We start from the raw sequence: 15,205 nt of genomic DNA, 5'->3' as shown, positions 1-15,205 counted from the left end.
GTTCATTGGATGGAGAAGATCGTGAAATGTTGACCGATTCTCTTTTCACAGAGAAGTATCAAAAATTATATGAAGATTTGTCTCAGGATTCAACATTTCTGCATCTTGGGGGAATAGTTGGCAAAAACTCACTTTAGAACAAAAAAAACTAGTAAGTGAAGTTTTTCACAAACCAGTCTGCTTGACAGTTAAGTTTATCAGTGTAGAAAATTTGATTGGCGATATGAAAATTGAACCCGAACCAACTAATCTAATTAATCGGAAAACTGGAGCTATTTGGTTACTGACTTTTAAGCAAAAACACTTAACAATAAGCGTACCTAACTTTAGCTTTCCAATTTATTCTTGTAGCCCAACTCAATTTAAACCAATCGATCCAGAAATGAAAATAGACATTGAATTTGATGAAGATTACCAAAATCAGAACTTACTGATGCACTTGTATACTAAAGGTCTGAAACGTGCTACTTTTGAAGCTCTTTAAAAGTGAGTAGTAAGTGACGAGTAGTTGTAAAAGCTTTTCTAGAGTTGGTGTTGTAGTGCTTGGCGCATAATCTCTACAGGAACGGGTTGCTGTAACCAAATTTTTAAAGCAGCTGCGCCTTGTTGTACTAGCATTTCCAAACCATCAATAGTTATTGCACCTTGTTGTTGTGCCTGTTGTAGAAAAAGCGTCGGGCGAGGAGTATAAATCAAATCGTAGGCGATCGCACCTTGTTTTAATACTGCCATCTCACTTAGACTCAAAGGCGATCGATCGACATGAGGATACATACCAATGGGCGTTGTATTCACTAGTAAATTAGCACGGGCAATTAAATCCGGTAGCTTATCCCAAGTATAGACTTGCAAGTTAGCTTGAACTTGAGAATTACCCCAACTCGTGTAAAACTCCTGTAACTTTACCTCATTACGCCCTACGACACAAATTTCCGCACAACCTAGCTGAGAACAACCCGCCACTACAGCCCTAGCTGCACCGCCATTACCGAGAATGACTGCTATTGGTAATTGGTAATTGGTAATTGGTAGTTGGTAGTTGGTAGTTGGTGAGTTAGTTTCAACTTTTGACTTTTGGCTTGGGACTTTTGACTTTTCCAAAAGCGGTGCGAGAAATCCTTCCACGTCAGTATTGGTTCCCGCCCACCCTTCATCTGTGCGCCAGACAGTATTGACTGCGCCTACTGCTTGCGCTACGGGAGAGACTTCTGATAGAAAGGGCAAAATCGCCTGTTTGTGAGGAATGGTGGCGTTAAAACCGACTAAGCCAATCGCTGCAAAACCTTGGAGTGCAGCAGCTAAATCTTCTGGTTTTACGGGTAAGGGGAGATAAACATAATCTAATCCTAAATGGGCGATCGCGGCATTGTGCATCGCGGGTGAAAGGGAATGTTCCACCGGATGTCCAATTACGCCAAGTAGTTTTGTTTTGCCTGTAATCATATGAGGGAATTGTCGGGGCGGGTTTTTTGTAGGGGTGGGTTTTGTGAGGATACCTGTCTCGTCACAAATAATTCGGCAGCTAAACCCACCCGTGTCTGCAATTGTAGAAGCGAGTTTATTCAACACGTCCGTGGAAAACAAGTAATTTTCAGTCAAACCCCCTGTACAGAAGTAGGGAAATCACCAATTACCGATTACCAATTACCAACTACCAGTTACCAATTACTACTAAATTAAAATTAGTAAAGTTACTTAACATTACTAAATCGTGCAAACAACAACAGCTGCTACAACCTCGGTTCCTGGTAAATATTGGCAGTGGCGCGGGCATTCGATTTACTATGTCAAGGCGGGAACGCCCCATCCTCAGCACCCACCTTTACTATTAGTACATGGATTTGGTGCTTCTACCGACCACTGGCGCAAAAATATTGCCGAACTGCAAAAGGATTTTCAAGTCTACGCGATCGATCTGATTGGTTTCGGACGCTCCGCTAAAGCTAAACTGCAATATAGCGGTAACTTGTGGCGCGACCAACTGCATGATTTTATCACCGAAGTCATCGAACAGCCTGCGGTACTAGCTGGTAACTCATTAGGCGGATATGCAAGTTTGTGCGTTGCTGCCCAGCGTCCAGATGCCGCAGCAGGGTTAGTATTACTGAATAGTGCTGGTCCTTTTAGCGAAGAACAGCCTAGCGTGGAATCCGAATCAGTGCAAACTGAAGTTCAACCACCACGCCAACCAGATTTATGGCAAAAATTCTTTGGCGATGTGACAAAGTGGATTTTTCAGCAGCCTTGGGCGCGGTTTCTGTTATTTCAGTACATTCGCCAACCGTGGGTAATTCGGCAAACTTTAGAAAAAGTCTATCTCGATAAAAGTGCCATCACAGACCAGTTAGTAGAAGACATTTATCGTCCGGCGTGCGATCCTGGTGCAGTGGATGTATTTGCCTCAGTTTTCAGCACTCCTCAAGGGGAAAAAGTTGATATATTGCTACAACAATTGACTTGCCCGTTATTATTATTGTGGGGTGAGGGCGACCCGTGGATGAATGCCAGAGGGCGAAGTCCCAAGTTTCGTCAATATTATCCACAACTGCAAGAATACTTCTTGAAAGCAGGTCATTGTCCCCATGATGAAGTTCCCGAACAGGTGAATTTATTGTTGCGAGATTGGGTTTTTTCAATTGCTGCGTAAAGTAATATCTCGTAGGGTGCGTTATCAACGCACCCTACAAATTTTGGATTTAATGCACAGATCGTAAATAATTTAGCAAAATCTTATTAATTCTTCAAATAAACTGGACGATCGCGCATTTCCTACTCCATATTAAGTGCATTATCGAGAGTAGGAATTAGGGCTTTGAAATACGATATTCGCTACAAACCAGCCTTTGCTGCTATTTTCGTCACGCTCGATCCTGGGGAAAGTATTACTGCTGAAGCTGGGGCAATGACGAGTATGGATGCCCAGTTATCAATCCAAACTAAATTTTCTGGTGGTTTAATTCCTGCCTTACTGAAAAAGTTTTTGGGTGGCGAATCTTTATTCGTGAATACTTTTACCAATCGGACTCAACAATCCCTTAGATTAGTTTTAACTCAATCCACAATTGGCGATATTGGCAGAATCGATCTGAGTCAGGGAGATATTTGCTTGCAACCTGGGGCATTTGTTGCCCATAGTGTAGGGGTGAAAATGGGCTTGCAATGGGCGGAAATTAAAAGTTGGTTGGCAGGTGAAGGATTATTTAAACTGAAACTTAGTGGTAGTGGTAGGGCATTTTTTGGCTGCTATGGCGGGATTACAAAAAAGCAGATTCAAGGAGAATTTGTTGTCGATAGCGGACACTTAGTTGCCTACGAACCAAAAATTAAAATGAGTATTGGCTTAGCTGGTGGCTTAGTTGGTTCCGTCACTTCTGGCGAAGGATTAGTCAATCGTCTTTCTGGTACGGGCGATATTTATTTACAATCTCGCAGTATTGACGGATTAGTTAGATATTTGCGATCGCAAGTCAAGTAGTCAGTTATCAGTTGTCATTTATCAGTTATCAGCGACATCTTTTCACGCACCACCCAATTACCAACTACCAACTACCAACTACCAACTACCAATTACCCTATGAACATAGATATCTTACATCAACCTGATAGCGCGATCGCTCATATTACGATGAGTGCTGGCGAGGAGTTAGTGGCGGAAGCAGGCAGTATGATTGCTATGAGTAGTTATATCAATGCTAGTACTGCCCTCAGACAAGGAAAAAGCAGTGGCATTCTGGGCGGACTTAAACGAATGATGGCGGGAGAGTCTTTATTTTTGAGTATATTTCGTTCTCCCACACATGACGGTGAAGTCTTTTTAGCCCCTAAATTAATGGGCGATATTTTGATTTATCAAATGTCATCAGTTGGGCTAGTTGTTCAAGCAAGTTCTTATTTAGCTAGCGAAGCGAATGTCGATATTAACGTCGGGTTTCAAGGATTTAGATCGTTCTTTTCAGGAGAATCAATCTTTTGGTTAGATATAGGTGGTTCCGGTCAAGTTATCCTAACATCTTTTGGAGCAATTTACGAAATTTCTGTTGATGGCGAGTATATCGTTGATACTGGGCATATTGTAGCTTTTGAAAAAAGTTTGAATTTTAGCATTACAAAAGTTGGCTCTAATTTAATTGGAGCATTTTTAGGCGGAGAAGGATTAGCCTGTCGCTTTCAAGGTAAAGGTAGATTATTTTGCCAAACTCACAATGCTAATGCTTTCGGTCAAATAGTTGGCTCGCAATTACCTGCAAAATGAGGGAATCAGTTATCAGTGTAGAGACGTTAAATGTAACGTCTCTACAAATTTACCAATTACCAATTACCAATTACCAATTACCAATTATGAATATCACTTATAAACTCGAACATTCTCCCGCTTATACTTCTTTGCAACTCGATTTGAGGGCAAATGAAACTGTGTTGGTCGAATCTGGGGCAATGGCGGCGATGGACTCTTGGATAAAAATGAAGTCCAAGATGAAAGGAGGATTGATGAAAGGAATAGGCAGAATGGTAGGAGGCGAGTCTTTATTTATGAGCGAATTTACCGCTGAAGGACGAGCTGGACAGCTATTGCTTTCCCCAGGAGTACCAGGAGATATTCAGCATTATTATCTAGACGGTAAAGGTTTAATGCTGCAATCTTCGGGATTTGTGGCTGCTAGCCATACAGTGGAAATCGATCCTTCGTTTCAAGGATTTAGAGGTTTTTTTAGCGGTGAATCTTTATTTTTGTTAAGAGTTACTGGTAAGGGCGATCTTTGGTTTAGCTCCTATGGTGCAATTATTGAGATTCCCGTAGAAGGCGATTATGTAGTGGATACGGGTTACGTGGTTGCTTTTGAAGATTCACTCAGTTATCACGTAGAAACGATCGGTGGTTTATCATTTAAGAATCTGAGAACGGGACTTTTAGGTGGAGAAGGATTGGTTTGTCGCTTCCGAGGTCAAGGCAAGCTTTGGATTCAATCTCGTCAAATGTATAATTTACTTAATTTCTTAGACGCTTTTCGTCCCGCTAAGAGTAGCGATTGAATTTAAGGGAGCAGGGAGCGCACGAGCAGAGGAGCAGAGGAGCAGGGGAGCAATTTCAATTCGCAATTCGCAATTAAGTCACGTACCACGCACCACGTACCACATCTTAATGAAATATAAATTTTGTTCCCAACCAGACTGAGGATGTTATGCTAAATGCCAAAATCGTTAGGTCTTCGGTTAGGCAAGCTCAGCCAAATTAGTTGCGATCGCGAATGAATTCAGCAGAAATAGAAACCCGTCCAGGTGAAAGATATTTAAAATTTTATCTGGCAGAAAAAATTCCTGCTATTTTGGCAATGGAGTACGTGCAAGAGGTATTAATGATACCCGCACGGAGAATCACCCCTATGCCCAATATGCCTGAGTGTGTAGTCGGTTTGCTGAACCACCGCAATCGGGTATTGTGGGTAGTCGATTTGGCTCAGATCCTCAGCTTGCAGCCGCTCGACCATAATATCTCGCAATATAACGTCATTTTAATTCAAGCCCAGCAAATGACTTTGGGGTTACTCGTACCAGAAGTCAACGGCGTAAAATACTTTACTCCAGACTTGGTTCAATCCTCAAAAGAGCTGGTAACATCAGCATTAATTCCTTTCCTTCATGGCTGTATCGTCCAGGAACAAGAGTTAATACTCGTAGTCAATGCAGAAGCAATTTTACTTGCCCCCGCTCTGTACAGGAAATAGCTTTGATGTTGAAATGATTGGTGTTTGGCGGAATTGCTCTTACTGGAGACGCTGAGTTTATGAATATACGCTCTAAGAAAGAACCGAGGCAAGACACGGCAGGAGAAGATCGCAAAATTGGGATGAATCGTCAAGCAGATCGCACTCAAGAGCCGGAGTCTGGTTTAACCAAAAGTCATACTAACCCGCTGACGATCGCTGCCGGACAAACTACAGTGCCTCACGGCGTTAACTCAGTTAAGCGTCCTCCCTCCAAGTCGCGTTCGTGGTGGTGGCAGCGGATCGGCTTGAGAGCCAAAGCTACGCTTGGAGCGATCGCGGTTAGCACGATTCCGATCGTTCTTTTAGGAGCAACCGCCTATCACCTCACCAGTAGTAATATTACTCAGAATATCAGACAGCAACAGCAAGTGCGAGTTGCATCTTTCGCCGATCGCTTAGATCGATTTTTAATCGGACGTTACCAGGACGTACAAACCCTGGCAAGCATGACGCTATTCAATCGCCCTTATATTCGGCGATCGCTACCAGAAGCAGAAAGACAAGCATTTTTAGACCAATATATTAAGAACGGTCAAGGCTACGACAGTATCGTCCTGCTGGATCTGGACGGCGATGTCGTGATGCAATCCGTTGGAGATGTGATTCAAAACTACAACAAAATCGACTACTTTCAGGCAGCCCTGAAGGGCGATCGCCCAGTCATTACGCCGCCGCGTAAATCCATCGCCACGGGACAGTACTCGATTTTTACCGCTGCACCAGTCAAAGATCCAGACACGGGGCAAACCATTGGCATAGTCCGTACCCGCACTCCTGTAGGGTATTTCGATCGCAGCGTGCAACAGCAAGATCGGCAACTGACCAAAAATATTCCTGGCTTGCAGATTGAGGAGTTCCTGGCTTTCAACGAGCGCGGTACGATCTTCATTGCCCCAGCATCGTATCCCGAATACTTGGGGAAAGATGTCAAAGCCATTTTTCCCCAGGCAGTCACGCAACTGCAAAAATCATCAACCCTGGGTAGTACATACGATATCAATCGCCAGCAACAACAAGAATATTTGCTATCTTATGCACCGTTACCAGCAATTAAAGAATTAGCCAAACTGAATTGGGGAGTAGCGATTGCTCAGCCTAGTGACGAGCTATTTGCCGACATTCGCGGCGGGTTGCTGCTCACTTTTATGGGAGCAACGGGATTGACCACATTACTAGCAGCAGCGATCGCGACAATTCTAGTCAACCGCGCCCTGCGCCCAATTGTCACCGTTTCTCGCGCCGTGCGCAAACTAGGACAAGGCAGACTCGACACTCGCGTTCCGGTGACAGGCGAAGATGAAGTCGGGGTGTTAGCGGCAAATATTAACCGCATGGCGGAACAACTGCAAACCCAACTCGAACAACAGCAAAGCACTGTCGAAAGAGCTAATTTACTCACAGATCTGACTTTGCAAATTCGGCAGTCGCTTAACTTTCAAGATATTTTAGTCACTGCCGTGCGGGAAGTACGGCGCGTCCTGAAAACAGAGCGCGTTGTCGTCTATTGCTTCGATCCTGACTGGCAGGGAAAAATTATTGCCGAGTCAGTAGCCCCTGGTTGGCAGCAGTTAGTCGGGCAGACAATAGATGATAGCTGCTTTCGGGAAGGTTACGCCCAACAGTATCGCGAAGGCAGGGTAAGGGCGATCGACAATATTTATCAAGCCGGACTAGCAGCTTGTCATGTCAAACAGTTAGAAAAATTTGAAGTTAAGGCTACGTTGGTTGCGCCGCTGATTCGCGATCGCGAATTGTTAGGTTTACTCATTGCCCATCAATGTTCTAAATCACGGATCTGGCAGCAAGCGGATATCGATTTATTTACCCAGTTAGCAACTCAAATTGGCTTTGCCCTCGATCAAGCTCATCTTTTAGAACAGGTAGAAGCTTCTCGCCAAAAAGCTGAAACGATTTCCCTCGACCAAAGACAACAAAAAGAAATTTTGCAGCAAAAACTCGTACAATTGCTAGCCCAAATTGAAGGCACGGCAAGGGGAGATTTGACAGTTAGGGCAAACACAACCACTGGAGAAATCGGCACGGTAGCAGAATTTTTCAACGCCATTATCGAAAGCCTCAGACAATTAGTCGTGCAGGTGAAAAAAGCGGCAACACAAGTGAATATTTCGGTAGACGAAAACGCAGGCGCAATCCGCCAACTCGCCGACGAAGCACTCAAACAAGCCCAGGATATCGATCGCACCCTAGACTCAGTACAGCGCATGACTCATTCGATTCAAGCTGTAGCAGCTAGCGCCGATCGCGCCGCCGAAGTTGCTAGCATTGCTTTTAGCACGGCAGAGACTGGTGGCAAAGCAATGGATCGCACGGTACAGAGTATTTTGAGTTTGCGCGATACAGTGACAACAACCGCGATGCAAGCCAAACAGTTAGGCGAATCGACTCAACAGATCTCGAAAGTCGTATCTTTAATCAATCACATCGCCCTGCAAACCAATGTTTTAGCCATTAATGCTAGCATCGAAGCCGGACGCGCCGGAGAAGCCGGACGGGGATTTACTGTCGTGGCAGAAGAAATCGGGCAGCTCGCCGCCAAATCAGCCGCAGCCACGCAGGAAATCGAACAAATTGTCGAGAATATTCAAATGGAAACGAGCTATGTCGTGCGGACGATGGAAATCGGCAACCAGCAGGCGATCGCAGGCGCGAATTTTGTGGAAGATTCCAAACAAAGTTTGGGACGAATTTTAGAAGAATCGCATCAAATTTATCAGTTGGTGCAATCGATTTCGCGTGCCACGATTTCCCAAGTTGAGACAGCACAAATGGTTACGGAATTGATGCAAGAAATTGCTGGTGTATCGGCAGGATCTTCCGAATACTCCCGTCAAATCTCCAATTCCTTACAACGTACCGTAGAAGTTGCCCAACAACTGCAAGTTTCCGTTGGCAAGTTTAAAGTTGGCGACGAAATGCGGGAGCTGGGGAGGAAGAGAACTGAGATAGTGGGGGGCGCTGAAACAGTTAAGGATGCTGAGACAGCTGACGACGCTGAGACAGTTAAGGGAAAGGAGAGCTGAGGAGACAAGGGAGACAAGGGAGACAAGGGAGACAAAGGAGACAAGGGAGAAGTCAACATTTACCTCTTGCCTCTTACCAACAACCAACAACCAACAACTATTAACCATCAACCATCAACCATCAACTAACCACTCCTCACACCAAAATGACTCAGGATAAAGAACGTGAAATTCAGCTCCAGTTTTTAGAAGAAGCCCAAGACCATTTGGATGCGATCGAGTCAAAGCTAATTGGAGTGAGCGGTCGTGCGGAACTGACACGGCAAGAAGTTGATGCGATGCTGCGATCGGCACACTCGATTAAGGGTGGAGCGGCAATGATGGAATTTTCAACTCTGAGTCATTTAGCTCATCGCCTAGAAAACTTTTTTAAAGTCATTAGAACTCAGAAGCAGATTCAGCCAGAAGTAGAAAGGTTGCTGTTGAGCGCTGTGGATTGTTTGCGCCACGTCGTCACGACAAATCGTCAGACAAACGTTGTAGACGAGCAATGGCAAACAAGTCAAGTTCAACCGTTATTCGAGCAGTTGCAACAAATACTCGGAGAACCAAGGGAAGAACAGGAAACAGTTACACCTCTGTCACCGCAGCAGGGATTAGAAACGATCCAAATGCTGTTTGAAGCGGAAGTTGATGCTTATTTGCAGCAGCTAGAGACGATTTTGGCGCAAGAGAATAAGTCTAATTTGGGCGCAGAAGTTGTGACGATCGCCCAAGATTTAAGCGATTTGGGGGAAGTACTAGAGCTACCAGAGTTTAACAGTTTGTGTAGCTCCGTAAAACAGCTATTAGCAACTCAACCCGCACGGGAGGAAGAGATCGCCCAGGCAGCTTTGCAGGCGTGGCGGCGATCGCAAGCCGCAATTATGGCGGGACAATTACAGGGTTTACCCTCGACGCTCAATTTAGATGGTGTTGTAGAGGAAGTTGTCTCAAGTCCAAGTACTGCCGATCCTGTACTCGTTACAGATGCTAGTCCTGCTAGATTATCATCTCCGCTCGATCTCGCGCCGCCAGCCGAACTGAAGGAGACGCAGGAAAATACCGTTAGAGTTCCGCTCAAACAGCTGGAGCAACTCAACGATCTGTTTGGGGAGTTGACCATAGAACGCAGCGGACTCGACTTACAAATAGAGAGGTTGCGGAACTCCGTCAAAATTCTGGAACGGAAAGTGCGATCGCTGCAACAATCCCATCACCGTCGTCGGACTGCGACACTGCCACCGTCTCCATTTCCATCAGCTTTACCCACGACATCATCTTTTCTATCAGAAGTTGCCTTTTCTCCTGACAGCAGCCAATTGCGGCAGGAAACAACCCCGCGATCGCCTCAGCCAACGCCCCCAATAGATAGTGGTAATAATCTAGATGAGGCAGCAGACGAGGCTTCGACAGAAGTAATGGCAAACCTGGTGCAATTGCAAGAAGTGAGCGGAGACATCGATCTGTGCTTGCAGGAAACAGAGCAAATTGTTGGCGACCTCAACCGCACGGCAAAACAACTGCAATTTTGCATCAACCAACTGCGAATGCGTCCGTTTGCCGATCTGGTCGGGCGGTTTCCTAGAGCCTTGCGGGAATTGGCTTTACAGCACGGTAAAAATGTCGAACTCAAAATTCAAGGCGGCGATACTCCGATCGATCGCAGTATTTTAGAAGCCCTGGGCAACCCGCTGATGCATTTGTTGCGTAATGCCTTCGATCATGGTATAGAAGACCCTGAAACTCGCAAAGCTAGCGGTAAGCCGGAACAAGGTACGATTTCAATTGAAGCATCATATCGGGGCAATCAAGCCCTGATTACCTTCAAAGACGACGGGCGGGGGATTGCGCTCGATAAAGTCAGACAGCGGGCGCAACACTTGGGACTCGATCGGGAGGCGATCGCCAATGCTAGCGATGAAGAAGTTTTAACCCTGATCTTCGAGCCTGGTTTTAGTACTGCCGATGAAGTCACTTCCTTGTCCGGTCGCGGTGTCGGGATGGATGTCGTCCGCACAAACCTGCGTCAAGTGCGTGGCGATATTAAAGTAGAAACTAAGGCAGGAGTGGGTACGACATTTACGATCGGCGTTCCCCTCACTTTATCGGTGGCACGGGTGCTATTGGTGGAAAGTCGGGGGATATTACTGGCTTTTCCCACCACGGCGATCGAAGAAATGCTCCTGCTCGATGTAGAACAAATATCTACAATCGAAGACAAACCACAACTGCACTGGAAAGAATACTCAGTCCCGCTGATTTATCTGGGCGATTGGCTGAAATTTCGTCGCCTGCAAAACGCTAACGAAGAAAGAACTCAGCCCCTCATGAGCGCACCAACAGTATTATTAATTGCTAATGGTAGCGATTGGGTTGGTTTGCAAGTAGACCGTTGTTGGGGCGAACAGGAAGTTGCCATCCGTCCGGTCGAAGGTAACATTCCCATGCCTCCTGGCTTCAACGGCTGTACGATTTTAGGCGATGGTAAGGTCGTTCCCTTGGTCAACACCTCAGAGTTACTTTACTGGATTGCCACTAGCCAACACCCTGCCAGCTTAGAGCCAGAGGATCGCCATCGTGCAGCGGCAGAGCTACAAAACCAACGCCCGACAATTTTAGTCGTCGATGACTCGATTAATGTTCGTCGCCTCTTATCTTTAACGCTAGAAAAAGCAGGATATCGAGTCGAACAGGGCAAAGACGGACTGGATGCTTTAGAAAAGTTGATGAGTGGTGCTCAAATTGCTGCTGTAGTTTGCGATATCGATATGCCTCGGCTCGATGGGTACGGTTTCTTGGCTAGGGTGAAATCCAATCCAGCTTTCCAACAGTTACCCATTGTCATGTTGACCTCTCGCAGTGGGATTAAAGAACGCCAACTGGCTTTAAACTTGGGTGCAACTGCCTTTTTCTGCAAGCCTTATGACAAGCAGCAATTGTCAGAAACGCTGGAGCGTTTGATAAATGGGGGGGAAGAAGAGAGCTGAGGGAGCTGAGGGAGCTGAGGGAGCAAAAATACCACTTACTACACCCCACACCCCTTCCTCACGCATCGCGCACCACGCACCACGCACCACTGATAACCGATAACTGATAACTAATAGCTGATTTAGGAGACGAATGCGTGGCTCAGCAGCAAAATCGAGCAACTTCTCGTCTGCGGTTGTATGCGCTCCGCATGGCTATTTTGAGTTGGAGTTTGTGTGTTGGTTGTGGCAGTATTCGCGCTCAGAATGATACGCCGGAAACACCATCAGCTATCCCTAAAGCTGTGACTCGTGTAGTTGCTTTGGGAAAACTAATTCCAGCTGGAAATGTGACGAAAATTTCAGTTTTCAATGCCGAAGACAGTCGCGTGAACCAAATCTTGGTGCAAGAAGGCGATTTCGTGCAGGCAAATCAGACGATCGCAATTCTGCAAGGACGAGACAGGCTCGAACAACAATTGCGAAACGCGCAAGCCAATGTAGCTGTGAAGCAGGCTCAGTTGCTCAAAATTCAACAAGGAGATGCAAAAACTGGAGAGATTGCGGCTCAACGAGCAGCGATCGCCGAATTAGAGGCACGGTTGCGTAGCGAAACTAAGCAGAAAGCCGCTGCGATCGCTGAAGTGGAAGCTACTCTGAGCAATGCTAAGTTGAGACAACAACGAAATCTTTTTCTGTGGCAGCAAGGGGCGATCGGTCGCTCTGAACTGGATAACACCATTGAAGAGATGAACAAGGCGCAAGCAGTGCTAGCAGAGCGGCAAGCCGACGCAGACAATACCAGCTCGACTTTACAAGCACAATTAGTCAAAGAAAGAGCAAATTTGTTTAGACTACAAGAGGTTCGCCCTGTCGATGTTAAAATTGCCCAGGCTGAGCTAAAGCAAGCAATAATTCAGGTGCAAGAGCGGCAAGCTGAATTGGACGATACTCAAGTCCGAGTTCCCGTTGCCGGACAAATTTTAAGAATTAACACTCGCGTTGGCGAACGAGTCAACGTTGAAGAAGGAATTGCCGAATTAGGTAAGACAAAGCAAATGTACGTATTGGCTGAAGTCTACGAAACCGATATTGGTAAAGTGCGATTAGAGCAGGCTGTCACAGTCTCCAGCGAGTATGGTGGTTTTTCGGGGGAACTTCGGGGTAAAGTCGCTCAGATCGGCTTTCAAGTTGGCAAAACTCGCCTCAATCAAGACGATAGCAAGCCAACCACTGATGTTAATGCCCGCGTCGTAGAAGTCAAAATCCGCCTCAACTCCGAAGATAGTCCGAAAGTTGCTACCTTCACGGGGATGCAGGTACGAGTAAAGATTGATGTTAACCAATAGGGGTGTCGGAAGTCGGGGAAGAGAGCAGGGGAGGAAGAGAGCTGAGGGAGCTGAGGGAGAAGTCAAAATTCAAAATTTACCACTCGCCTCTTGCCTCTCGCCTTTCACCAATTACCCATTACCAATTACCCATTACCAACTACCAACTACCCATTACCAATTTTCATGAAACTTTCCTTGCTCAAATCTTTACGTAAGCGTTTCCCATCTGAGATAGAGACTCCGTTGGCTTGGGCGCAGTTGTCTCATCAAAAAGTTCGTCTTGCTGTAGCAACGACGGGGATTTGCTTTGCTAATATTCTGATGTTTACTCAGCTGGGACTGCTAGCCATGCTGACAGATGGGACTACGAAACTGCATCAAAGTCTAGCAGGGGAATTGGTACTAGTTTCTGCATCTAGCCCTAGTTTGCTATTTAGAATTAATTTTCCCCAGGCTTATCTTTACCAAGCTGCGGCGGTTGAAGGTGTTACTGCTGTGGCTCCGGTGTATATTAGCAGAGCAAATTGGGTAGATCCACAGCAACTTGCTGCTGGGCAAGATAGCTCTAATAGCCAAAAACAACCACGTGCTTTTGGCAACGAAGTCAGAGTTATTGCAATTAACCCTGCCCAACCTACACTCAACCTACCAGAGGTGAATCAGCAGAGTTTCAAATTAAATGCACCAGATGCGGTATTGTTCGATCGCCTGTCTCAGTCATCTCTAGGGGAGATCTCCGCCATGTTGCGCGATCGCCCAGAAGTTTTAACCCTGATGGAAAATCATCGCACTTACGTTACGGGACTTTTCAGTATGGGTAGCACCATCAACGACAAGGGTAATGTCATCGTTAGCGATTGGACTTACGCTCAGCGGTTTGGCGAGGAGAGCATGGAAAAAGTCAGGATTGGGGTCGTAAGTTTGTCCCCAGGAGCCGATATTGCTACAGTACAGGCTAGATTGCGCGATCGCCTGTCCAAAGATGTTGGAGTTTACACCAAAGCAGAATTAATCGAGCGCGAACGACAGTTCCACGAGGCGCAGCCAGAAGGCATTATTCTCAAGTTTGGTACGGTTGTGGGTTTTGTCGTCGGAGTAATTATTCTCTATCAAGTGCTTTACTCTGATGTCAGCGACCACCTTTCAGAGTATGCCACGCTTAAAGCAATGGGTTATAGCGATCGCTCCTTACTCATGGTCGTTCTAGGCGAAGCGATCGTTCTCGGTGTCATGGGCTTCGTTCCTGGTTTTATCGCCTCAATTGGACTGTATGAATTGTTGGTGATATTGACTAGAATTCCCTTAGTCATGAAAGCAAGTGTTGCCATTCAAGTATTTATTCTTACCATAATCATGTGTGCCATTTCCGGCGCGATCGCCTCCAGCAAACTCCGCTCCGCCGATCCAGCCGAAGTGTTTTGATATGGAACAACCTACTGTTACCGTCTCCAGTCTTAACCATGCCTTCGGACAAGGGACGCTACGCAAGCCCGTACTGACAGAGATAAATCTAAAAATCTATCCAGGGGAAATTATTATTCTGGCGGGACCATCTGGTAGCGGTAAGACAACACTATTATCGCTAATTGGCGGATTGCGATCGGTACAAGCGGGCAGCTTAAAAGTATTAGGCAAAGAATTACAGGGAATTGGTAAACATCAGATGACCAAGGTACGCAACCAAATTGGCTTTATTTTCCAACACAACAACCTGTTGAAATGCCTTTCTGCTGCTGGTAACGTGCGTATGTCTTTGAAACTACACCCAGAAATTCCCAAACGGGAGTACAGACAACGAGTCACAGCGATTCTAGAATCTGTCGGACTGGGCGATAAAATTGACTCCTACCCAGCTTTTCTTTCTGGCGGACAACAGCAACGAGTGGCGATCGCTCGTGCTTTGGTAGCTCAACCCAAATTAGTATTAGCCGACGAGCCAACCGCAGCTCTAGATAGCAAGACGGGACGAGATATTGTTGATGCAATCCAGCGTCTTGCCAAAGAAACAAATTGCTCTGTTTTGCTCGTCACCCACGACAATCGGATCTCGGATATTGCCGATCGCATTATCCAGATCGAGGATGGGAGAATAAAGTGAGAATTCGGAATTCGGAATTAAA

13 protein-coding genes are annotated in these 15,205 nt (G+C 46.0%); 12 read left to right on the top strand and 1 reads right to left on the bottom strand.

Going from position 1 to position 15,205, the window contains the following annotated elements; translation table 11 throughout:
• Nucleotides 1–181 precede the first annotated feature (181 nt).
• Entirely contained in the window at nt 182–484 is a 303-nt protein-coding gene (locus H6G17_RS18820) for a hypothetical protein (RefSeq protein ID WP_192159696.1), read from the top strand.
• 38 nt (nt 485–522) lie between these two features.
• Here the strand turns inward: H6G17_RS18820 and H6G17_RS18815 are convergent, their stop codons facing one another.
• The gene (locus H6G17_RS18815; protein ID WP_192159723.1) at nt 523–1,443 is read right to left on the bottom strand and encodes a shikimate dehydrogenase; all 921 of its coding nucleotides are present in this window, start codon (nt 1,441–1,443) and stop codon (nt 523–525) included.
• Between the two features lie 268 nt (nt 1,444–1,711).
• Between H6G17_RS18815 and H6G17_RS18810 the strand changes: the two genes are divergently transcribed.
• The 11 genes from H6G17_RS18810 (at nt 1,712) to H6G17_RS18760 (ending at nt 15,183) form a co-directional block, all read left to right on the top strand.
• Complete coding sequence (locus H6G17_RS18810) at nt 1,712–2,647, top strand: alpha/beta fold hydrolase (RefSeq protein WP_192159694.1); 936 nt, start codon at nt 1,712–1,714, stop codon at nt 2,645–2,647.
• A 165-nt stretch (nt 2,648–2,812) separates the two neighbouring features.
• Nucleotides 2,813–3,475 (top strand): TIGR00266 family protein, encoded by a 663-nt coding sequence (locus H6G17_RS18805; RefSeq protein WP_192159692.1) that lies wholly within the window; start codon nt 2,813–2,815, stop codon nt 3,473–3,475.
• A gap of 99 nt (nt 3,476–3,574) precedes the next feature.
• The gene (locus H6G17_RS18800; protein ID WP_192159690.1) at nt 3,575–4,252 is read left to right on the top strand and encodes a TIGR00266 family protein; all 678 of its coding nucleotides are present in this window, start codon (nt 3,575–3,577) and stop codon (nt 4,250–4,252) included.
• Nucleotides 4,253–4,338: 86 nt separating this feature from the next.
• Nucleotides 4,339–5,031 carry a TIGR00266 family protein gene (locus H6G17_RS18795; RefSeq protein WP_192159721.1) on the top strand — a complete coding sequence of 231 codons (693 nt, stop codon included), beginning with the start codon at nt 4,339–4,341 and terminating at the stop codon, nt 5,029–5,031.
• Between the two features lie 215 nt (nt 5,032–5,246).
• Nucleotides 5,247–5,723: a chemotaxis protein CheW gene (locus tag H6G17_RS18790; RefSeq protein ID WP_192159688.1), complete on the top strand. Its 477-nt coding sequence runs from the start codon at nt 5,247–5,249 to the stop codon at nt 5,721–5,723.
• A 59-nt stretch (nt 5,724–5,782) separates the two neighbouring features.
• Nucleotides 5,783–8,806 carry a methyl-accepting chemotaxis protein gene (locus H6G17_RS18785; RefSeq protein ID WP_242038479.1) on the top strand — a complete coding sequence of 1,008 codons (3,024 nt, stop codon included), beginning with the start codon at nt 5,783–5,785 and terminating at the stop codon, nt 8,804–8,806.
• Between the two features lie 146 nt (nt 8,807–8,952).
• On the top strand, nt 8,953–11,775 hold the full coding sequence (locus tag H6G17_RS18780; protein ID WP_192159686.1) for a hybrid sensor histidine kinase/response regulator: 2,823 nt from the start codon (nt 8,953–8,955) through the stop codon (nt 11,773–11,775).
• 137 nt (nt 11,776–11,912) lie between these two features.
• A complete protein-coding gene (locus H6G17_RS18775) occupies nt 11,913–13,103 on the top strand; it encodes an HlyD family efflux transporter periplasmic adaptor subunit (RefSeq protein ID WP_199316838.1) in 1,191 nt (396 codons plus the stop codon).
• Nucleotides 13,090–13,272, top strand: a complete 183-nt coding sequence (locus tag H6G17_RS18770) for a hypothetical protein (RefSeq protein WP_192159684.1) — start codon at nt 13,090–13,092, stop codon at nt 13,270–13,272. The genes H6G17_RS18775 and H6G17_RS18770 overlap by 14 nt, the downstream gene beginning before the upstream one ends.
• Nucleotides 13,269–14,507, top strand: coding sequence for an ABC transporter permease DevC (gene devC, locus H6G17_RS18765; RefSeq protein ID WP_192159682.1), 1,239 nt, complete (start codon nt 13,269–13,271; stop codon nt 14,505–14,507). Before H6G17_RS18770 ends, devC begins: the two co-directional genes overlap by 4 nt.
• A gap of 1 nt (nt 14,508) precedes the next feature.
• On the top strand, nt 14,509–15,183 hold the full coding sequence (locus H6G17_RS18760) for an ATP-binding cassette domain-containing protein (protein ID WP_192159680.1): 675 nt from the start codon (nt 14,509–14,511) through the stop codon (nt 15,181–15,183).
• Nucleotides 15,184–15,205 lie beyond the last annotated feature (22 nt).

The sequence above is a fragment of the Chroococcidiopsis sp. [FACHB-1243] genome (assembly GCF_014696895.1).
In the GTDB taxonomy this organism is placed as follows: Bacteria; Cyanobacteriota; Cyanobacteriia; order Cyanobacteriales; family Chroococcidiopsidaceae; genus Chroococcidiopsis.
This window is presented reverse-complemented; position numbering and strand designations above follow the sequence as displayed.